The sequence below is a fragment of the Krasilnikovia sp. MM14-A1004 genome (assembly GCF_047159485.1).
Taxonomy (GTDB): Bacteria; Actinomycetota; Actinomycetes; order Mycobacteriales; family Micromonosporaceae; genus Actinoplanes.
The window spans coordinates 5,856,942-5,877,715 of the sequence record NZ_AP038773.1; the positions used below are offsets into that span (position 1 = coordinate 5,856,942).

General features: G+C 72.6%; 14 protein-coding genes. 5 read left to right on the forward strand and 9 right to left on the reverse strand.

The genetic code is table 11. From position 1 onward, the window contains the following. Positions 1–58 precede the first annotated feature (58 nt). Together ACMCNN_RS25200 and ACMCNN_RS25205 are read right to left on the reverse strand one after the other, a co-directional pair. Positions 59–2,017, reverse strand: coding sequence for an acetoacetate--CoA ligase (locus tag ACMCNN_RS25200; protein ID WP_412742984.1), 1,959 nt, complete (start codon positions 2,015–2,017; stop codon positions 59–61). A gap of 96 nt (positions 2,018–2,113) precedes the next feature. After that, positions 2,114–2,626, reverse strand: a complete 513-nt coding sequence (locus ACMCNN_RS25205; RefSeq protein WP_412742985.1) for an acyl-CoA thioesterase — start codon at positions 2,624–2,626, stop codon at positions 2,114–2,116. Positions 2,627–2,711: 85 nt separating this feature from the next. On the opposite strand from ACMCNN_RS25205, the gene ACMCNN_RS25210 reads away from it, so the two are divergent. Continuing rightward, positions 2,712–4,568: a hypothetical protein gene (locus tag ACMCNN_RS25210; protein ID WP_412742986.1), complete on the forward strand. Its 1,857-nt coding sequence runs from the start codon at positions 2,712–2,714 to the stop codon at positions 4,566–4,568. Between the two features lie 12 nt (positions 4,569–4,580). Here the strand turns inward: ACMCNN_RS25210 and ACMCNN_RS25215 are convergent, their stop codons facing one another. The 4 genes from ACMCNN_RS25215 to ACMCNN_RS25230 form a co-directional block, all read right to left on the reverse strand. Beyond that, positions 4,581–4,970, reverse strand: a complete 390-nt coding sequence (locus tag ACMCNN_RS25215) for a Uma2 family endonuclease (RefSeq protein ID WP_412742987.1) — start codon at positions 4,968–4,970, stop codon at positions 4,581–4,583. A 203-nt stretch (positions 4,971–5,173) separates the two neighbouring features. Beyond that, complete coding sequence (locus tag ACMCNN_RS25220) at positions 5,174–6,523, reverse strand: dipeptidase (protein ID WP_412742988.1); 1,350 nt, start codon at positions 6,521–6,523, stop codon at positions 5,174–5,176. 14 nt (positions 6,524–6,537) lie between these two features. Further along, positions 6,538–6,969, reverse strand: coding sequence for a hypothetical protein (locus ACMCNN_RS25225; protein WP_412742989.1), 432 nt, complete (start codon positions 6,967–6,969; stop codon positions 6,538–6,540). Beyond that, positions 6,966–8,468, reverse strand: coding sequence for an APC family permease (locus ACMCNN_RS25230; protein WP_412742990.1), 1,503 nt, complete (start codon positions 8,466–8,468; stop codon positions 6,966–6,968). Before ACMCNN_RS25230 ends, ACMCNN_RS25225 begins: the two co-directional genes overlap by 4 nt. Positions 8,469–8,697: 229 nt before the next feature. Here ACMCNN_RS25230 and ACMCNN_RS25235 point away from each other — a divergent pair, with 229 nt between their 5' ends. Both ACMCNN_RS25235 and ACMCNN_RS25240 read left to right on the forward strand, forming a co-directional pair. Further along, complete coding sequence (locus tag ACMCNN_RS25235) at positions 8,698–10,230, forward strand: PAS domain S-box protein (RefSeq protein ID WP_412742991.1); 1,533 nt, start codon at positions 8,698–8,700, stop codon at positions 10,228–10,230. A 122-nt stretch (positions 10,231–10,352) separates the two neighbouring features. After that, positions 10,353–11,309, forward strand: coding sequence for a D-2-hydroxyacid dehydrogenase family protein (locus ACMCNN_RS25240; protein ID WP_412742992.1), 957 nt, complete (start codon positions 10,353–10,355; stop codon positions 11,307–11,309). Between the two features lie 85 nt (positions 11,310–11,394). On the opposite strand, the gene ACMCNN_RS25245 is transcribed toward ACMCNN_RS25240, so the two are convergent. Continuing rightward, on the reverse strand, positions 11,395–12,549 hold the full coding sequence (locus tag ACMCNN_RS25245; RefSeq protein ID WP_412742993.1) for an acyl-CoA dehydrogenase family protein: 1,155 nt from the start codon (positions 12,547–12,549) through the stop codon (positions 11,395–11,397). Between the two features lie 179 nt (positions 12,550–12,728). Between ACMCNN_RS25245 and ACMCNN_RS25250 the strand changes: the two genes are divergently transcribed. Beyond that, positions 12,729–14,168, forward strand: coding sequence for a UDP-glucose dehydrogenase family protein (locus tag ACMCNN_RS25250; RefSeq protein ID WP_412742994.1), 1,440 nt, complete (start codon positions 12,729–12,731; stop codon positions 14,166–14,168). A gap of 85 nt (positions 14,169–14,253) precedes the next feature. On the opposite strand, the gene ACMCNN_RS25255 is transcribed toward ACMCNN_RS25250, so the two are convergent. Then, positions 14,254–14,490, reverse strand: coding sequence for a hypothetical protein (locus tag ACMCNN_RS25255; protein ID WP_412742995.1), 237 nt, complete (start codon positions 14,488–14,490; stop codon positions 14,254–14,256). Between the two features lie 753 nt (positions 14,491–15,243). Between ACMCNN_RS25255 and ACMCNN_RS25260 the strand changes: the two genes are divergently transcribed. Continuing rightward, a complete protein-coding gene (locus ACMCNN_RS25260) occupies positions 15,244–20,247 on the forward strand; it encodes an SCO7613 C-terminal domain-containing membrane protein (RefSeq protein WP_412742996.1) in 5,004 nt (1,667 codons plus the stop codon). A 29-nt stretch (positions 20,248–20,276) separates the two neighbouring features. Here ACMCNN_RS25260 and purE read toward each other — a convergent pair whose 3' ends face one another. Further along, the gene (purE, locus tag ACMCNN_RS25265; protein ID WP_412742997.1) at positions 20,277–20,774 is read right to left on the reverse strand and encodes a 5-(carboxyamino)imidazole ribonucleotide mutase; all 498 of its coding nucleotides are present in this window, start codon (positions 20,772–20,774) and stop codon (positions 20,277–20,279) included.

Consider the following 20,774-nt stretch of genomic DNA (forward strand, 5'->3'; position numbering starts at 1 on the left):
GCCCCCGCGGACCGGCCCGTTCGGGTTGGTCCGTGGGTCAGTCCGGGCGCTGCGGGGGTCAGTCCGCGGTGACGCCCCGGTCCTTGGCCAGCTGGGCGAAGGCCTCCAGAGACTCCGGGTTGACCAGGGCACCCTTCGCGGCGGCCGACTCCACCGGCGTGCCGGTGAGGATGCGCTTGACCGGGACCTCCAGCTTCTTCGCCGACAGCGTGCGCGGGACAGCGCGGACCTGGTGGATCTCGTCGGGGACGTGCCGCGGGGACAGCGCCGAGCGCAGTTCGCCGCGGATGCGGCCGCGCATCGCGTCGTCCATCTCGACCCCGTCGGCCAGCACCACGAACAGCAGCAGCTCGCCGTTGGGGTCGCCCGCGCGTTCCAGGTGTACGACGACCGAGTCGACGACCTCCGGCAGGCCCTCGACGACGGAGTAGAACTCGCTGGTGCCGAGCCGGACCCCGCCGCGGTTGAGTGTCGCGTCGGAGCGGCCCGTGATCACGCAGGTGCCGTCCTCGCCGATCGTGATCCAGTCCCCGTGCCGCCAGACCCCGGGGAACACGTCGAAGTACGCCTCCCGGTACCGCGCGCCGTCCGGGTCGTTCCAGAACCCGACCGGCATGCTCGGCATCGGCGCGCTCACCACCAGCTCGCCCAGCTCCCCGATGACCGGGTTGCCCACCGGGTCGTACGCCTCCACCTTGGCGCCCAGGCAGCGGCACGAGATGACGCCCTCGATCACCGGCAGCAGCGGGGCGCCGCCCACGAAGCCGGTGCACACGTCCGTGCCGCCGGAGATCGAGTGCAGCTGCAGGTCCGCGCCGACCGCCTCGTACACCCAGGCGAAGCCCTCGGGCGGGAGGGGGGCGCCGGTCGAGCCGAGCCCGCGCAGGCGCAGATTCGCCACCTCGCGCGGCACCAGCCCCGCCTTGCGGCAGGCCAGCAGGTAGGGCGCGGAGGTGCCGAAGTAGGTGACCCCGGCCTCCTCGGCCAGCCGCCACAGCCCGTCCAGCCCCGGCCAGCCCGGATTGCCGTCGAACAGCACGATCGCCGCACCCACGGCCGGGCCGGAGACCAGGAAGTTCCACATCATCCAGCCGGTCGTGGTGAACCAGAAGAACCGGTCGGAGGGCCCGAGGTCGTGGTGCAGGGCCAGCATCTTCAGGTGTTCGAGCAGGATGCCGCCGTGGCCGTGCACGATCGGCTTCGGCAGGCCGGTGGTGCCCGAGGAGTAGAGCACGTACAGCGGGTGGGCGAACGGCACGGCCGCGAACGTCAGCGGCTCGTCCGTGTCGGCGGCCAGCTGCGCCCAGTCGCCGCCGCCGTGCAGGTAGCCGATGGTGACCAGGTGCTCGACGCTGGGCAGGGCCGCCCGGATCCCGGCCACCTCCTCGCGCCGGTCGATCGCCTTGTCGCCGTACTGGTAGCCGTCGACGGCTACCAGTACCTTCGGCTCGATCTGGGTCCAGCGGTCGGTGACGCTGCGGGTGCCGAACTCGGGCGCACAGGACGAGAAGATGGCCCCCAGGCTGGCCGTGGCCAGCAGCAGCACGTACGTCTCCGGGATGTTCGGCGCGTACGCCGCGACCCGGTCGCCCGGGCCGACGCCGAGCCGGCGCAGCCCCGCCGCCACCCGCCGGACCTGCTCGCGCAGCTGCGCGGCGGTCAGTGTGATCGGGTCGCGGGACTGCGAGTACGCCAGCACGACCGGGTCGTCGTCGGCGAGGCCGGGCTGGCGCAGCACGTGCTCGGCCCAGTTCAGGGTGGCGCCGGGGAACCAGGGCGCGAACGGCATCGTCTGGTCCGGCAGCGTCGCGGTGGGCTCGGTGTGGGAGATGACCTCGAAGTAGTCCCAGATCGAGCGCCAGAACGCGGGCAGATCCGTCACCGACCACTGCCACAACGACGCGTAGTCGTCCGCCTGCACGCCGCGCTCCGCACGCAGCCACGTCAGATACCGGCCCATCCGGGAGGTCTCCCGCACGTCCGCCGGTGGCGTCCACAGCACCCTGCCAGTCACCACAGCTCTCCGCCCGTCACAGCTCCCCGCGGGAATGTCGAACCCTCGGGCACTCCGACTTAATCATGATTCAGGTCGGGGCCGGAACCCCTGTGGAAATCACCCATGATCCGTCCGTGCGCGGTGGATGGCGGCCCGCCGGGCCAGCCGGTGCTCGCGGCGGATCAGCGCCTCCCGGAACCGCCGCTCGTTCTCGGGGTCGTCCGGCTGCACCGCCGGGACCCGGCGCGGATTCCCCGCCACGTCGATCCCCACGAACACCAGATACGCCGTCGCCACGGTCAGCGCCTCGTCTCCGGCGGTGTCCCAGCGCTCCGCGGTCAGCCGTACGCCGACCTCCATGGACGTGGTGCCGGTCCAGTTCACCTGCGCGGAGGCGTGCACCAGGTCACCGACCCGCACCGGCTCCAGGAAGATGATCTCGTCGATCGAGGCGGTCACCGCCGTACCGCCGCTGTGCCGGGCCGCCGCCGCGCCCGCCACGTCGTCGGCAAACTTCACCAGCACGCCGCCGTGCACCGTGCCGTACAGGTTGACGTCGATCGCGGTCATGATCCGGCTGAGGGTGACGCGCGAGTGCGCGGTGGGCCGGGGGTCCAGCTTGTCGGTCATGAACCACACGGTACGGCGGCGTACCCGCACACCTGGCGAACCCCAGGTAGCCTGCCGGGCAGCGAAACAGCGGGAGAGAGACAACTTGCGACACCTCAGGTCGATTCTGTACGCCCTCGTGCTGGCCCCGGCCGTCTGGATCCTCTGCGGCGTGGGCTTCACCGGCGCGCTGACCAGCCGGGCGCGCGACGGCGGTGGCAGCAGTGTGGAGTCCATCACAGGGCTGATCGTGCTGCTGCTGGCCGGTACGGCGTACGCGATCCTGCTGTTCGCTCCCATCTCCCCGTCCGGGCCGGCGGCGGCGGGCCTGGTCTATTCGGCGATCAGTTGCTGGGCGCTGGTGGCGCCCGCCGCGTACGCCGGGGTGTGGCCGCCCGAGGTCGCCCGGAAGGGCTTCGATCTGAGCCTGCCCGGCTACGGTCTGGCGGCGCTGCTCGGTGTGCCGCTGCTGTGCACGGCGCTGAGCGCGCGCCGCTGGGCCCGGTACGAGCCGCCGCAGCTGCCGATCATCGGCACGCTGGGCCGGGCCCGCGGGTCCGCGACGCCCGCCGGGACCCCGCTCGCGGCGGTGCACACCACCATCCTGCCCACGTCGGCGGCCGGCCTGCCCGCGGACACGACGACCGTGCTGCGCGTGGGCGGCCCCGTGGCCACCACCACCGTGCTGCCGTCCGGCCCACCCCCGGGCCCTCCGGCGGACACGACCACGATCCTGCGGTCGGGGCCGCCCGCGGACATCACCACGGTCCTGCCGTCCGGCGCCCATGCGGACACCACCACGGTCCTGCCGTCGGGACCGCCCGCGGACATCACCACCGTCCTGCCGTCCGGCCCGACCGCCGATACGACCACGGTCCTGGCGACCAGCCCGCCCCCGGACACCACGACCGTGGTGGTCGTGGCGCCCGCCGACGAACCGACCACCATGCTGACCCTCGGGGCCCCGACCGCAGAATCGACGCCCGACGTGGCGAACGGTGACGAGCCGACGACGGTCTTCTCCGTCGGCGAAGCCACCGCCGCCGCGGACGAACCGACGACCGTCATGCCGTCGGAGGAGCCCACGGCCGCTCTGGCCGCGGAGCAGCCGCCGAACACGGCCCCGGCCCCGGCGCCGGCTCCGACGCCTGTCGTGGCCGCCGACGAACCGACGTCGGAAGTCGTCATCGACGAGCCGACAGCGGAGGTGACCGCGGACGAACCAGCGACGGGGGCGAGCACCGACGCGCCTCCGGCGCAGGAGAGCACGGACGAGCCCACGACCGAGGCCGCAATCGGTGCCACTCCGTCGGCCGACCCGGTTCCCGGCACCGGCACCACCGACGAACCGACCACGACCGTCATGGCCGCCGAGACCGGCGCAAGGGCGGACGACGAGACCGGCGCGAAGGCGGACGACGAGACCGGCACCAAGGCGGATGACCAGCCCGCGAGCGCGCAGACAGCGAGCCCGGAGCCGGTCGTCGAATCGGACGACGAGGAGAAGACGCACCTCCTGCGGCTGCCGGGTGCCACCGCCGCGGAACCGGCGGTCGAGGAGGCCACGGACGACCTCACCGCGCACGCGGAGACGATGCGCGGCCGGGATATCGGTGAGAAGACCCAGGTCATCTCCCGCAATCCCGGTGAACGCACTCAGGTGATCCAGACCCGCGCCGCGCTCGTGTACCCGATGACAGGCGAGAAGACACAGGTCATCTCGGTCCAGGACGCCAAGAAGGCGGTCGGGCGCGACGTTGTGATGCCAGCTGCCGAACCCGGCCGGGAATCGTCGGGTAACGACGACGAGCCCACCACCTCTGCCCCGGCCGCCGAGGCGGAGCCGACCGGCGCCACCGCCAAGCCGGAGCCGGCCGCGGCTGCTGCCGCCGACGAGGAAGCGCCGAAAGCCGTGGCACAGCCCGACGAGGCGGCCACCGGGGCCGACGCGACCCGATCCTGAGCAGGGCGGCCGTCAGGCGCCGAGCTGATGGTCGGCCGGCGCGGTCTGCAGCAGCCAGGCCAGCGGCATCTTGGCCGAGACCTCGTACGCCCCGTCCGTGCCGAGGGAGTGCATGGTGACCGTCTGCGCCGGATCGCGCTCGACCATCCAGTAGCGCGCGATTCCGGCAGCGGCGTATTCGAGTCGCTTGACCACCCTGTCGGCCGCGGCGGATCCCGGCGAGACGACCTCCACGACCAGCAGCAGGTCCGCGAGGTCCAGCCAGACAGCCGACGGCTGCGGCCGGGCCCAGAGCGTGAGGTCGGGAATCCGGCCGCCACTACCGTCCGGCCCCGAAATCTTGATGCCCACAGCCTGGAGCACCTGCTCGGCGGGCCAGCCGGCAACCGCCAGCCAGACCATGAGGCGGCTGGCGAATCGCGGCGTGTTCGGAGTCGGTCGGGGGCGTCACCGACAGGGCTCCCTCGGGGCTCAGCTCGTACCGATGGCCGTACCGGTCCGCCGCGTTCATCGCGGTCAGGTCATCGAGCGTGACGACGGCAGGGAAATGCCTGCCGAAGGCCCCTGCGCTCATGCCGTCATCGTAGTGGTCCCGCCGGTGGCCGTCAGGTGGCCGCGTACCGCTGGAGGAACAGCGCCTCCGCCAACGCCATGTGTGCGATCTCGGTCGGGTCGACGCTCTCGTTCGGAGCGTGCATGAGGGTGAGTGGCTCCTCCACGCCCATCAGGATGATCTCCGCCTCCGGGAACGTGTCGTGGAAGACGTTGCAGAGGGGGATCGAACCACCCTGGCCCGCACTGGTCATGTCCCGCCCGTACGCCTCACGCATCGCATCCCCGAGCGCCCGGTACGCGGGCCCGCCGGTCTCGGCCCGGAACGGCGCGCCGTGCGCCTCCCGTTCGATGTCGACGTGCACGCCCCACGGCGCCGCCGCCCGCAGGTGCGCGACGAGCGCGTCCTGAGCCCGGGTGGCGTCCATGCCGGGCGGTACGCGCAGGTTGAGCCGGGCCCGGGCGGTGGGCTGGATGGCCGCGGCGGAGCCGACCACGGGCGGGCAGTCGATGCCGAGGATGGTGACGGCGGGGCGGGCCCACACCATCTCCGCGACCGACCCGTCGCCGAGCAGCCGTACCCCTTCGAGGACGTTGGCGTCGGCGCGGAACTGGTCCGCCGGGTAGTCGGTGCCCTGCCAGCTCTGGTCGGCGGGCAGCCCGGTGATGGTGGTGTTGCCGCGCTCGTCGCGCAGTGAGGCGAGCATGTGGACGAGCGCGGCCAGTGCGTCGGGGGCGGCCCCGCCGAACATGCCGGAGTGCATCTCGGATCGCAGCGCCGACACGGTGACGACCACGTTGGCGAGCCCGCGCAGCGTGGTCGTGACGGTCGGGATGCCGACCGCGGCGTTGCCGGTGTCGCACACCAGGATCGCGTCGGCGGCCAGCAGGTCGGCGCGCTCCGGCACGTACGCTTCGAGGCCGCCCGTACCCTGCTCCTCGGAGCCTTCGACGATGAGCTTGAGGTTGACCGGCACGTCGTCGCCGAGCGCGCGCAGCGCGGTCAGGTGCATGAGGATGTTGCCCTTGCAGTCGGCGGCGCCCCGGCCGTACCAGCGGCCGTCCTGTTCGGTCAGCTCGAACGGCGGTGTCCGCCATGCCTCGGCGTCCAGCGGGGGCTGCACGTCGTAGTGGGCGTACAGCAGCACGGTGCGCGCGCCGGGTCCGGTGGCGGGGCGCTCGCCGTACACGGCTCTGCTGCCGTCCGCGGTGGTGAGCAGCTGCATCTTGTCGAAGCCGACCTCGGCGAAGCGGTCCTTGACCCAGGTGGCGGCGCGTTCGCATTCCTCGGGCGGGAACTGGCGCGGGTCGGCCACGGACCGGTAGGCGACCAGTTCGGCCAGCTCGGTCCGGACTCTCGGCATCAGCGCGGAGATCCTGTCGCGCAGCCCGTCGACACCCACGGCCGCCTCCGGTCTCACTTCGCGGTGTTGGCCAGCTTCAGGTCGTCGACGAACTTCTGGAACTCGTCGGCCTTCTCGGGGCAGTAGATGTCGATGATGTCCTGCATCCCGCTCATCGCCTGCTCGTCCGCGACGACGGGCCGGGCGCCGGGACCGCCCGCACCGTTGGACAGGGTGGCCAGCAGTTCGGATCGGGCCAGCGAGGTGTCGGGTGCCTCGCACACGATTCCGCCGTCGTCGCCGAGGACGCGGGCGATCCGGTCCTCTGCCGAGTCGGGCAGGCCGAGCATCGCGACGAGCTGGTCGGCCTTCGCGCTGGCCTCGTGGTTGGTCTTTCCGGTACGGAAGGTGGCCAGCCCGATGCCGATCAGGGCGACGAAGGCGAAACCCAGGATCAGGTACGTGCCGATGCGGGTGGCACGGGATGTGGTGGCTTCGGTGGTCATGACGGGCTCCCCTGCTCCGCCTCCGCCAGGCGCCAGCCGGGTTTGCGCGACCGGTAGAAGAGGAACGGGACGAGCAGCCCGAGCCCGAGCGCGCCGGTCGCGATGATCGAGACGTACAGTGCGGTGCTGCCGCCGCCGAACTGCGAGGACGGGACGAACCCGATGATCAGCGCGGCGGACGAGGCGACGAAGCCGACCACGCACAATGTGCCGAGCAGCGGCGCCTTGTAGCCGCGCGGGTGGTCGGGCTGCTGCCGGCGCAGCCGCATCGCGGCGACGAACATCAGCAGGTACGTGATGAGATACACCTGTGTCGTGATCACCGAGAAGATCCAGTACGCGCTGGAGACGTCCGGGATGAACGCGTACGCCAGGGCGATCACCGACGTGACGATGCCCTGGGTGACCAGGATGTTCTGCTGCACGCCGTGCTTGTTGAGCCGTTGCAGGAACGGCGGCAGGTAGCCCTCCTGCCGGGAGATGAGCAGCAGCCCCTTGGACGGCCCGGCCAGCCAGGTGAGCATGCCGCCCAGCGACGCGGCGACCAGCATGATGCCCAGGATCGGGGTCATCCATTGCATGTTGAAGTCGGCGAAGACGGTGTCGAACGCCTGCATCACCCCGGCCGTCAGGGACAGCTGCTCCGACGGGATGAACCAGGAGATGGCCACTGCCGGGAGGATGAAGATCGCCAGCACGAGCCCCATGGCGAGGAACATCGCTTTGGGGAACTCGCGGGCCGGATTCTTCAGCGAGCTGACGTGGACCGCGTTCATCTCCATGCCCGAGTAGGACAGGAAGTTGTTGACGATGAGCACCAGGCTGGAGATCCCGGCCCAGGCGGGCAGCAGGTTGCTGGCGGTCATCGGGGCGGCGGACTGGTTGCCCTGGCCGAGGTAGATCGCGCCGAGCGTGACGAGCAGCGCGCCAGGGATCAGCGTGCCGATGATGAGCCCGCTGCTGGCGAGTCCGGCCACCGACTTGGTGCCCTGCGAGGAGACCCAGACGCCGGTCCAGTAGCAGACCATGATGACCAGCGCGGTCCAGGTGCCGCTGGAGGCGAGCGCCGGGTTGAAGACGTACGCGAGGGTGCTGGCCACGTACGCCAGCAGGCTCGGGTAGTAGAAGATCGTCATGGCGAACTGGCACCACACCGCGAGGAAGCCCATCGGCTTGGAGATGCCCTCGGCCACCCAGTTGTAGACGCCGCCGTTCCAGCCGGAGGCCAGCTCGGCGGAGACCAGTGCGGTGGGCAGCAGGAAGACGATGGCCGGCACCAGGTACAGGAAGATCGCGGCGAGTCCATAGACCGCCATGGTCGGTGCAGGGCGGAGGCTGGCCACCGAGCTGGTGGTCATCAGCGCCAGCGCCACCCAGGAGATGTACGCCGTGGTGGGCACGGCGGCGGCCCTCGTCTTGGCTTGTGCCTTCGCCCGTCTCGCCGGGCGACCGGCCGCGGCCGCACCCATCGCGCTCATCGCGTCTCCGCTCTCGCTCACGGCACTCCGCTGGTTTGAGGGTAATTCCGACTAACGTCGATTAGCGGTCGTTCAGGGGAAATTCGACAGCACCCCGACGTGACCGTTTTGTCGGTCTCGGGTTTACTCGAGCCGGATCGCGGTCATGACCAAAGGCCGGAGGCTGGCCCATCGGTCCACCAGGTGGGCGAAGCTGGTGATTTGGGGGAACAGCGCGCGCCGGAGGTCGGCGCCTGCATCGGGGAGTTGCATGCGGTTCGAGGACCGGCGGCGGGAACACGGCTCGCTCACCCACGGCTGGTGGCGGGTCGGGGTGCTGTCGTTCTCCGTACTGATCATTCTCCTCACCAGCCTGGTGGACCTCGCGACCCCTCGCGAACTGACCGCGTTCGGCCTGGCGATCGTGGCCGGGCCGGTGCTCGCGGCGGCCTCGGCCCGCCCCTGGCCGGTGGCCGCGGTCGGCGCGTTCGCCTGGGTGATGGCCTGGGCCACCTCCTCCTGGCATGGCCTCGGCGGCACCGCCTACCAACAGGTACGTCTCTGGGTGATCGTCGGGATGACCGCACTCAGCGTCGCGGTCGCCTACAGCCAGCGCGCGCTGGAACGCCGCGCCAACCGCTCGGCCGAGGACGAGTCGATGCTGGCCGCGATCGTCGAATCCTCCGAGGACGCGATCCTCGCCATCGACCTGCGCGGCAACGTCGTGTCCTGGAACCGCAGCGCCGAGCGGATGTACGGCTACACCGCCCGCGAGATGCTCGGCCACAGTGTCGTGACGGTGCTGCCACCGGCATCGGCGGCTCAGTTGTCCCAGGTCATTTCAGATCTCCGCCAGGGCGGAGCGATCTCTCAGTTACGGACGCAGCGGATACACAAGGACGGCCACCTGGTCGACGTGTCGAGCAGCATCTCCCCGGTCTACGACCGGCACGGCGAGGTGGTCGGCATCGCCGCGATCGCGCGGGACATGAGTGCCGTCAAGCATGCAGAGGAGCACCGCGCCCAGATCCTGGAACGCTCCGCCCGCGCCGAACGCCTGGAAAGCCTCGGCCAACTCGCCGGCGGCATCGCCCACGACTTCAACAACCTCCTCGCCATCAACCTCAACTACCTCGAATTCGCCCTCGAACAAACCACCGACCCCGAGACCCGCGACGACCTCACCCGCGCCAAAGCCAGCGCCGAACGCGCCCGCGACCTCACCCGCCAACTCCTCGTCTTCGCCGGCAAACAACCCACCACCGCCGAAACCATCGACCTCAACACCGTCATCACCGAAACCCGCACCCTGCTCGACCGCACCATCGGCGGCAACATCGACCTCGTCACCCACCTCCACCCGCACGCCCTGCCGATCCGCGCCGACCGCGCCCGCCTCGAACAGGCCCTGTGCAATCTCGTCATCAACGCCCGCGACGCGATGCCCGACGGCGGAATGATCATCATCGAGAGTGGCGCCGTCACCGTCACCGAGGACGGCGGTCAGACACCACTGCCTCCAGGGCCGTACGCCCACCTGAACATCAGCGACACCGGCCGGGGCATGTCCCCCGAGATGGCGGCCGACCTCTTCGAGCCCTTCACCGGCCCGAAGCCCAAACGCCACGGCACCGGCCTCGGGCTCGGCCTCGCCACCGTGCACCGCATCGTGACGGACGCCGGTGGCACCATCACGGTCACCACCGCACCCGGCGTGGGCAGCACGTTCCGCATCACGGTCCCGCTGCACACCGACGACACCCACGCCACCACCGCCGGCCGGTCGGCAGCGGACGGTCAATGACGGTGCACCGCGTCCGCATCGTCGGGGAGTCGACCCGTTCCGCGGCACGGAGATGCACCAGGGCACGATGATGCCGGGCCTTTCCCTGCCTCGGTTCCGTCGACAACAGGGAGTGACACGACATGCCGCTGCGATGCGCCGTCCTCGATGATTTCCAGAACGTCGCCACCGAGTTCGCCGACTGGTCGGTGCTGGACGGTGAGGTCGAGCTGGTCACCTTCACCGAGCACTTCGCCACGGCCGACGACCTGGTGGCGGCCATCGGTGACTGCGACATCGTCGTGACGTTGCGCGAGCGGGTTCCGTTCCCCGCCGAGGTGCTGGGCCGCCTCGACCGGCTGCGGCTGCTCGTCGCCAGCGGCATGCGCAACTCGGCCATCGATCTCGCGGCCGCGACCGAACGGGGCGTCACCGTCTGCGGCACCGCCAGTTCCCCGACGCCACCCGTCGAGCTCACCTGGGCGCTGCTGCTGGGCCTGGCGCGCAACCTCGTGCCGGAGCACGACGGGCTGCGCGCCGGTGGATGGCAGAGCACCGTCGGCGCCGACCTGCACGGCCACACGCTGGGGCTACTGGGCCTCGGCAAGATCGGCAGCCGGGTGGCCGCGGTCGGCCTCGCCTTCGGCATGGACGTGGTGGCTTGGAGCCGGAACCTCACCCGGCAACGCGCCGACGAGGTCGGTGTCCGGCTCGCCGCCACCAAGGAGGACCTGCTGCGGGAGAGCGACTTCGTCTCCGTCCACCTGGCGTCCAGCGACCGTACGCGGGGACTGATCGGTGCCGCCGAGCTGGCGGCGATGAAGCCGGGCGCGTACCTGATCAACACGTCCCGTGCGGCGATCGTCGACCAGCAGGCCCTGCTCGCGGCGCTGCGCGAGGGCACCATCGCCGGCGCCGGGATCGACGTGTACGACGTCGAGCCGCTGCCCGCCGACCATCCGATGCGTACCGCGCCGCGCCTGCTGACGACACCCCACCTGGGCTACGTCTCGCGGTCCAACTACCGCACCTACTACGGCCACGCCGTCGAGGACATCCAGGCCTTCCTGGCCGGCACGCCGCTGCGCCGGCTCAACTGATCCCGCGCGCGGCACTCGATCACCAAACGGAACCGCCCGCGACGATCAAGGTCGTCACGGGCGGTCGGACGCCACGGCCGGGCGGTCAGCCCTTCAGCAGCTGGCGGGCCATGACGATGCGCTGCACCTGGTTCGTGCCCTCGTAGATCTGGGTGATCTTGGCGTCGCGCATCATCCGCTCGACCGGGTAGTCGCGGGTGTAGCCGTACCCGCCGAGGAGCTGGACCGCGTCCGTGGTGATCTCCATGGCGGCGTCGGAGGCGAAGCACTTCGCGGCGGCACCGAAGTAGGTCAGGTCGGCTTCACCGCGCTCGCTCTTGCCCGCGGCCACGTAGGTGAGCTGCCGCGCCGCCTCCAGCTTCATGCCCATGTCGGCGAGCATGAACTGCACGCCCTGGAAGTCGGCGATCGGCTTGCCGAACTGCGTGCGCTCCTGCACGTACCCCTTGGCGAAGTCGAGCGCGCCCTGCGCGATGCCGACCGCCTGCGCGGCGATGGTCACCCGGGTGTGGTCGAGGGTCTTCATCGCAGTCGCGAAGCCGGTGCCCTCGGCGCCGATCATGCGGTCCAGCGGAATGCGTACGTTGTCGAAGTACACCTCGCGGGTCGGCGAGCCCTTGATGCCGAGCTTCTTCTCCGGCGCGCCGAAGCTGACCCCCTCGTCGGACTTCTCCACCACGAACGCCGAGATGCCGCGCGAACGCGACGACGGGTCGGTGGTCGCGAAGACGGTGTAGTACTCGCTGACTCCCGCGTTGGTGATCCACCGCTTGACGCCGTTGAGCACCCAGTAGTCGCCCTCGCGGACCGCCTTGGTGGTCATGGCGGCGGCGTCGCTGCCCGCCTCGGGCTCCGACAGACAGTACGAGAACATGGCCTCGCCCGCGGCGACCGGAGTCAGGTACTTCTGCTTCAGCTCCTCGGAGGCCGCGATCAGCAGGGGCATCGTGCCCAGCTTGTTGACCGCGGGGATGAGCGAGGACGAGGCGCAGGCCCGGGCGACCTCCTCGATGACGATCGCGGTGGCCAGGGCGTCCGCGCCGGCGCCGCCGTACTCGACCGGGATGTGCGGGGCGTGGAAGTCGGACGAGCGCAGTGCCTCGTACGAGGCCTTGGGGAATTCGCCGCTTTCGTCCGCTTCAGCCGCGTTCGGGGCCACCCGGGCGTCACAGATCTCGCGCACTGCCGCGCGAATGGTTTCGTGATCTTCCGGCAGCTGGTAAACGTCGAACGCGCTCATGTAGGGCCCCTCTCGCTACGGTCGGCGCAAATGTTACTGGTGCGTAGGGTACGACGGCTATCCTCTCCGCGGCCAACTCGGCGGGCGCTTCCCCCGGCGCCCCACCGGGTAAGCGGTGGGCGACAGCACCGGTTCACCGTGAGAAAGTGAATGCCCCCCAGCATTGAGCGGAGATTCGCGTGACCATCCCCTACCCGACCAAGCAGACGGCGACGGCGTTCACCGAAGTGAGCCCGCCGTCGGGCGCGTCGCGCCCCCGCCTGTCGTTCCTCGGTACGGGCTACCTGGGCGCGACGTACGCGATCTGCTTCGCCGAGCTGGGTTACGAGGTCCTCGGATTCGACGTCGACGAGGCCAAGATAGCCAAGCTGGCGGGCGGGCAGGTGCCGTTCCACGAGCCCGGCCTCGACGAGTTGCTGCGCGCCAACCTGGCGGCCGGGCGGCTGCGGTTCACCACCTCGTACCAGGAGGTCGCGGAGTTCGCCGACGTGCACTTCATCTGCGTGGGCACGCCGCAGCGCGGGGACGGCATGGGCGCCGACCTGACGTACGTGGAGACCTCCGTCACCAATCTGGCCCGCCATCTCACCCGCCGCGCGCTCATCGTGGGCAAGTCGACCGTGCCGGTCGGCACCGCCGAATGGATCGAGCAGTTGGTGGCCAAGCACACCGCCCCCGAGCTGCAGGTCGAGGTGGCCTGGTCGCCGGAGTTCCTGCAGGAGGGCTTCGCGGTCGAGGACGTGCTGCGCCCCAACCGCATCGTCGTCGGCGTCAAGACCGACTGGGCCAACGGCATGCTGTACGCCGCGCACAAGGGCGTCTTCGACCTGGCCGCCACGGAGGACCGCGAGGTGCCGCTGGTGGTCACCGACTTCGCCACGGCCGAGCTGGTCAAGGTCGCCGCGAACGCCTTCCTCGCCACGAAGATCAGCTTCATCAACGCGATGGCCGAGGTCTGCGAGGTCGCGGGCGGCGACGTCACCCAACTGGCCAAGGCCATCGGGTACGACCCCCGGATCGGCAACCGGTTCCTGCAGGCCGGCGTCGGCTTCGGCGGCGGCTGCCTGCCCAAGGACATCCGCGCGTTCCAGGCCCGCGCCCAGGAGCTGGGTGCGGGTGAGGCGCTGCGCTTCCTGCACGAGGTCGACCTCGTCAACCTGCGCCGCCGGGGCCGGGTCATGCAACTGGCCGCCGAGCTGCTCGGCCGCCGGTCCGGCCCGGCCGGACCCGACCTGTCCGGCACCCGGATCGCGGTGCTGGGCGCCGCGTTCAAACCCAACTCCGACGACGTACGGGATTCGCCGTCGCTGGCCATCGCGGCCACCCTCGCCAAGGCCGGTGCCGACGTCCGGGTGTACGACCCGCAGGGCATGGAGAACGCCCGCGCCGCCCAGCCGGGCCTCACGTACGTCGCCACGATGACCGAGGCCGTCAGCGGCGCCGAGTTGCTGTGCGTACTCACCGAATGGGCGGAATTCCGCAACGCCGACCCCCAGGCGATGGGGGAACTGGTCGCCCAGCGCCTGGTGATCGACGGCCGGAACTGCCTGGACGCGGCGTTGTGGGCCCGCGCGGGCTGGCAGTACCGGGGCATGGGCCGCCCCCACCCCCAGGCGTAGGCGTACTCCCTGTCGGATTCGCCGCCGTTTCCATGGATCTCGACCCCCGTGAGCCTGTTCTAATGAGGTGTCGTACCGGCATGCTCTAGTAAGGACGTGCGACCGGCGGGGCACGCGCGCTCATTTCGGGTACCCGTCGCCGGTCGGTCGAGGAGGTGCCGTGGCGCAGGGGCAGCAGCCGGACAGCTATGACGAGGAGCTGGCCCGTATCGACGCCTCGATCGCGGAGCTGAAGGTCCGCGACATGGCGGCCGCCAAGGAACGCACGCAGATCGCGGCGAAGCTGCAGGCCGCGCAGTTCCAGCGGGACATCCTGGCCCATGCCAACACCCAGAAGGCGAAGAAGGCCGCCCGCCGCCAGCGGCTGCGGCGCCGGTCCGCGGCCGACGACGGCGCTACCGCCCCGGTCCCGGGGCCTCCGGTCCCGCGCCCACCGGCCGCCGGATCTCCCCCGCCCGGCTCGCCGTCCGGATCTGGCGCGGGCCGGTTCTCCGATGCTGCGACCGGCGCGAACGAGCCTCCCCCTGCCGGCTCCGGGGCCGAGCCTCCCGCCGCCGGGCAGGAAGCCGGGCCTTCCCCGGCTGGACCCGCCACCGGGCCCCGGGCGGGATCTCCCGCCGCCGGGCCTGGAGCCGGATCTTCCCCGGCCGGACCCGGGGCCGGGTCTTCGGCCGCCGGGTCCGGGGGCGGGGGCGGTGAGCTTGGTGCCGCTGGGCCGGGTGGGGCTGGCCCTGTTGGGGCTGGCCCTGGCGGGTCTGGCCCTGGCGGGTCTGGCCCTGGTGGGGCCGGGCCTGGTGGGGCCGGGCCTGGTGGGGCCGGGCCTGGTGGGGCCGGGCCTGGTGGGGCCGGGCCTGGTGGGGCTCGGACACCGCATTCCGGGTCACGCGCGGCCGGTGCCGCGGCGGGCTCCGGCAGGCGGCCCGCGCCGACCGGCGGGACACCGTCGCGGGCCGAGCGTGGAGGTGCGTACCCCAGGGCGGGCCGCCGGCCCCGTGCCGCTGCCGAGGGGCGCACCGCCCTGCTCGACAGCCCCCCGCCCACCGAGCACCCGGGCCCGCCTCCGCGTGCCCCGCAGATGGAGCACCCGCACGAGCACCCCCCGGAGACCTCCACCCAGTCGGTGCAGAACATCCTGCTCGGCCTCGGAGCGCTGCTGCTGGGCGTGGCCGCGGTCGTCTTCGCGGGTGTGGCGGTCAGCAACCCGATCGCCCGGTCCCTGGTCCTCGGGGTCGCCACCGCCGCCGCGCTGTCCGTCGCGCCGCGCATCGCCCGGCGCGGCCTGACGTCAACGGGCGAGACGGTCGCCGCGGTCGGCCTCGTGCTGCTGCCGATGTCGGTGTACGCGCTGTACGGCAGCGCCGTGGTCGGCGGGCGCGCCGTCCCTGTCACCCTCTTCCTGGGCATCACCTTCGCGATCACCGCGGCGGCCGCCTTCGTGTACGCGGGCAGGACCCAGCTGAGCGCCCCCCGATACGGCACGGTCGTCGCGCTGCAGCCGGTCGCGCCGCTGCTGGCGTACCCGGCGATCGAGAGCCCGGCGGGCTGGGGCGTCGCGCTGACCGCGGTCGCCGTCATCGACCTGCTGCTGCTCACCACGGTCATCCGTTCCGGGCCGCTGCTGCCGCACCTGCCGCTGCTGAGCCGCCTGATACCGGTCGGCCGCCGGTCGAGGGCAGCCGCAGACGCCAGGGCCGCCGGGGTCACCGACTTCACCGCCCGCGACGCCGGCCCCCGCCCGGCAGACGGCGTCCCACCGGACACCGCCGACCTCGGTTCCGGCGGCCCGGCCGGCTCGACGCCCGGCGACACCGCCGGTCCGGGACAGGCGGGCACTGGCGCGGCGGGCACGAGCACGGCGGGCGCAGCGGGCACGAGCACCGCGGGCAAAGGCGCAGGCGCGGCGGGCGCGGGCACGGCAGCTCGCGGCGTGGCCGCGGGAGCGACCGCACCGGATACGGCCGAGTCCGACGCACCGCCCCGGCCCGAGTCCCGGCCCGAGGAGCCGGATCTGATCATCGGGGCACTCGCCAGCCCGAGCCGCCTGCACTGGGCGCCGACGTGGCTGTTCCCGGAGACCGACCCGGCGACCACGGCATCCGGCCCGGTTCCGCCAGGCCGGGCCGCCGCCCCACCGTCGGCGGGTGGGTGGCTGCGCGAACTCACGTACGCCCTGCTCTGGGCCGCGGTCACCGGCGCCCTGATCTACGCGGGCGCCGCCCTGATCAGCGCCGACGCGGTCGCGGACGCCGTACGCTCCGGCATCGTCCTGGTGCTGGCCGCCGCCGTGGCGCACGCCGCGGCCCGGCTACTCGACAACGTCACCGCGCGCAACGTCACCGGCGGGGTGCTCACCCTGGCGGTCATCGCCGCCTGCGCCCGCATTGCGGACGTCGCCTCACCACCGTGGATGTTCGCCGTGGCGGCCGCCGCCGTGGCGGTCACGGGCCTCGCGGTCCACCGGATCCCCGAGGAGGTGCGGCGCGGCCCGCAACTGGCCTCCGCGGGTGCACTCACGATGGTCGGGCTGTTCGTGGCGCTGGACGCGCTGCGCGCCGCGCTGGCCCCGGTGCAGGCGGCCCGGCCCGTGTGGCACGCGGACACCGCCGTGTACGCCGAGACGATCGCCCGCGCCGCGCCGGCCGGATGGCTGCTGGCGCTCAGCGCCCTGCTGGTCACGGTCGCGGCCGCGGTGGCGTTGCCCGCCGACGTACGGCACGAGGGTGCCGTGGCGGGCGTCGCGGTGACCGCGCTGGCCGTACCGGCGTCGCTCGGGCTGCCGTGGGCGCAGGCACCGTGGCCGCTGGTTCTCGCGGCGATCGGGCTCGGGGCCGCGGGCCTGGCCTCCCGTACCCGGCGCGTCGCGATCGCGCACATCGCGAGTGCCGGGGTGGTGGGGTTGTTCGGCGCGGCCGCCGCGCTCAGCGCGTCCTGGCTCACCGCGGCGGTGCTGACCGCGATCGCCGGAGCCGGGATGATGACCGCGATCGGGGCCCGCCAGGTCCCCGTCCCGCTGTACGCGTGGCTGGTCGGTGACTGGGCGGCCGCGGCGGCGGCCCTGGCCCTGCCCGGCGCGGTGGTGACCGCGGTGCTGGCGATGCACGACAGGGGCAGCGGGCCCCCACCGACCGAGGCGGTGACCGTACCGGCGCTGGCGGTGGGTTTCCTCGCGGTCGCCGGGACCCTCACCTACGCGGCGGTGTTCCAGGTGGCGCGGCGGGAGATCAGCCTGCCCCTGACGATCGGCACCGGGCTGGGCGCGGTCGCGCTGGCCCTCGCCGCGATCCTGGCCCCCGGCGCCACCCCACCCGACGTGTGGGTGGGCGCCCTGCTGCTGACGGCGGCGGGCCTGCTGTTCTTCGCCAGGTCCATCGACTCCGGCCGGCGCGCCGACCGGATGCTCGACGGGCCGGACATCGCCGCGGCGGCGGCCACCGTCGCCATCTGCGGCGCGCTGTCCCGCGTGACGGCGCTGGCGTTCCCCCACGCCCCGCTGGTCGTCGCGGGCCTGGTGGTGCTGGTCGTGGCCCTGGGGGTCCGGGCGCTGCCGGAGGACTGGCGGCGCGGTCCGGTCCGCGGTCTCGGGCTGGCCGGGGCGGTGGTCGGCGGGATCGCCGCGTGGCAGGCACTCAGCGCCGGGCTGCGACTGATCGCCGCGCCGGGTCCACTGTGGGCGTCCGACCTGAGCCACCCCTCACCGGCGCTGCCCACCGGGGCGTGGCAGGCACCGGTCACCCTGGCCCTGCTGGCGCTCGCCGCGGTGGCGGCACTGCCGCGCCCGCTGTCGTACGACGTCGCGGCCGGGGCGGCGGCGATCGCCACGATCGGCGCGCCGGCGTGTTTCGGCCTGCCGTGGTGGGCGCCGCTGCTGGTCGGCGGGGCGGTGGCACTGGCGTACGGGATCGGCGCGGTGGCCGCCACCGATCCGCGGGCGGCCGTGGCCTGGTCCGCGGTGGCCACCGCCGTCGCTGTGCACTTCGTCGCCGTGGGACTGGTCAGGCCCTGGTCGACCGCGGTCGCCCTGGCGTTCGTCGTACTGATCGGACTCGTGGTCGCCATTCTGTGCCGCACGGACGTGCCGCTCACCGTGCCGGCCACCGACCCGGACGACCCGGATCCCGCCGCCGGAGCGTCGCCGGTCGACCCACGGCGGGCGGCGTCCGCCGGGCCGGCCCGGCGCGACGCGGGCTGGCCGCACGCGGAGGTGGCCGACGAGGAATTCACCCTCGCCCGCGACGACACCGGAATGCCCCGGCACCGGGCCCAGATCGGCGGCGCCGCGACGGCCTCGGTGCTGTTGGCCGCGCCCGGCATGCTGGCCGCGATCGCCGCCGACCAGGGCCGCTCGGCGGCGGTCGTGCTGACCGCTGCGATGGCGGCGTCTTGTCTGTGCCTCGCGGTGCTGGCGCTGGTCGCCCAGTGGATTCCGCAGTACCTGCCCTGGGCCACCGTGGGCCTGGTCGGCGGCGCCACCATCACGGCGTTCGTGTCGCTGCCCACGGGTAACCCGACCGCCCTGTACGCCGCGACGGCCGCCCTGCTCGGCGTCATCGCGGAACTGCTGCGCGGGGCCACCCCGGCACCCGGCATCACGATCGCACCCACGAACTTCTGGTCCGACCGCGGCTACGAACGTCCCCGCTGGACCGCGGTCCGGCCCAGCGGGCTGCGCGGGCGCTGGCTCGTCGACCCGGCCGCCGGCGCGGTGATGGTCGCCCTGGTCCCGACCGTACTGGCCCTGATCTCGCTGGCCCCGGCGCTGAAGGGCGCGCTGGTCGACCCGTTGAAGCAGCTGAACGCGATCTGGCAGGGACCGGTCACCGCGCTGACCGACCCGACCCAGGGCACCGTGGACGCCACCGGGGTGCTCGCCGCGGTGCTGCTCACGGTGGCGGCCGCGCTGGCGGCCACCGGGTTCGGCGGGCGCCCCGCCGAGTCCGTACCGGTGGTGCTGCCCGGTCTGGCGATCACGTTGCTGATCGCGCCGATCGGCCTGAACGCGGCGTGGCCCGCGTCCACCATGGCCGCCCTCGTGGTGTTCACGATCTCGATGCTGGGGCTCGCGCTGACCCCGCCACCCGTGTCGGCCCGGGCGACGCTGCTGGGCACCACCCGCGCGATCGTCTTCGTCATCGGCCTGCTGGCCGGCGGCGCCGGTCTGGCGGGCAGCCTCGCCGCCCAACGGCTGACCCTGTTCACGCTGGGCAGCGCTGTGGGGGTCGGGCTGGTCGGGGCGATCGCCGGGCGTACCGCGCACGCCCGCATCCTCGGCTGGCTGTTCGCCGCCGTGATGGCCCAGTTCTTCGTGCTCACCGTGGCGCTCGTGGCCGGGCTCACCCCGGCCTGGGCGGCGTTCGGGGTGCTCACCGTCGGCGCGGTACTGCTGATCCTGGAAGCCACCCTGCCTCGTCTCGGCCGCCCCGAGGCCGCCCGCGAGGCCGCCACGGTCGAGTGGAGCGGGTACGCGTCCGCGCTGCTGGCCGGAGCACTGGCCATCAACTCGCCCCGCCACCTCGCCGCGCTGCTGGCGGCGTGGGGGGCCGTGCTGGGCCTGGCCGCGTCCCGGCCCGGACGCACCGCGGGCAACCGGCGGACGCTGTTCTGGCTGGCGGTCGGGTTCGAGATCGTCGGCTGGTGGCTGTTCATGACGCTGGCGGACGTGGCGCTGCCCGAGGCGTACACCCTGCCGTTCGCGGCGCTGGCGCTGCTGGTGGGGGTGCTCGAGGTACGGATGCGGCCGGAGCTGAGCAGCTGGGCCGCGTACGGGCCGTCTCTGCTGGCGGCGTTCGTGCCGACCACGGGCATCGTGCTGGCCACGGACGCGGGCGACCTGCGGGAGCTGGTCCTGCTGCTCGGCGGGGTGGTCACGCTGATCATCGGTTCCCGGATGCGCCAGCAGGCCCCGGTGGTGGTCGGCGCGGCCGTCACGGCGATCGCGGCGCTGCACTTCGCGGTGACGCTGGTCGGTCCGTGGCTGGTGCTGGTGCCGCTCGGGGTCGGGCTGCTGTTCCTCGGCGCCACGAACGAGAACCGCCGCCGCACCCAGGAACGCCTGCGCGGCGCCCTGGTCCGCCTCCGCTGACCGGGCGGGTCAGGAGCTGGCCGGGCGGGTCAGGACATCAGCCGGTTGCGCAGAGCCTCGTCCTTCTCGGCGACGAGCTGTTCCAGGCCCGCCTGGAACTCCGCCATCCGCTTGCGGAGGCCCTCGTCCGAGGCACCGAGGATGCGGACGGCCAGCAGGCCCGCGTTGCGCGCCCCGCCGATCGACACGGTCGCCACGGGCACCCCGGCGGGCATCTGCACGATGGACAGCAGCGAGTCCATGCCGTCGAGGTGCTTGAGCGGCACCGGCACCCCGATGACCGGCAGCGGGGTCAGCGCGGCCACCATCCCGGGCAGGTGGGCGGCCCCACCGGCACCCGTGATGATCACCTGGAGGCCCCGGTCGGCGGCGGTCTCCGCGTACGTGACCATCTTGCGGACCGTGCGGTGCGCCGAGACGACACCCACCTCGAACGGGACGTCGAACTCGGCGAGGGCGACGGCCGCCGCCTCCATCGTGGGCCAGTCGGAGTCGCTGCCCATGATGATGCCGACGCGGGGTGCCAT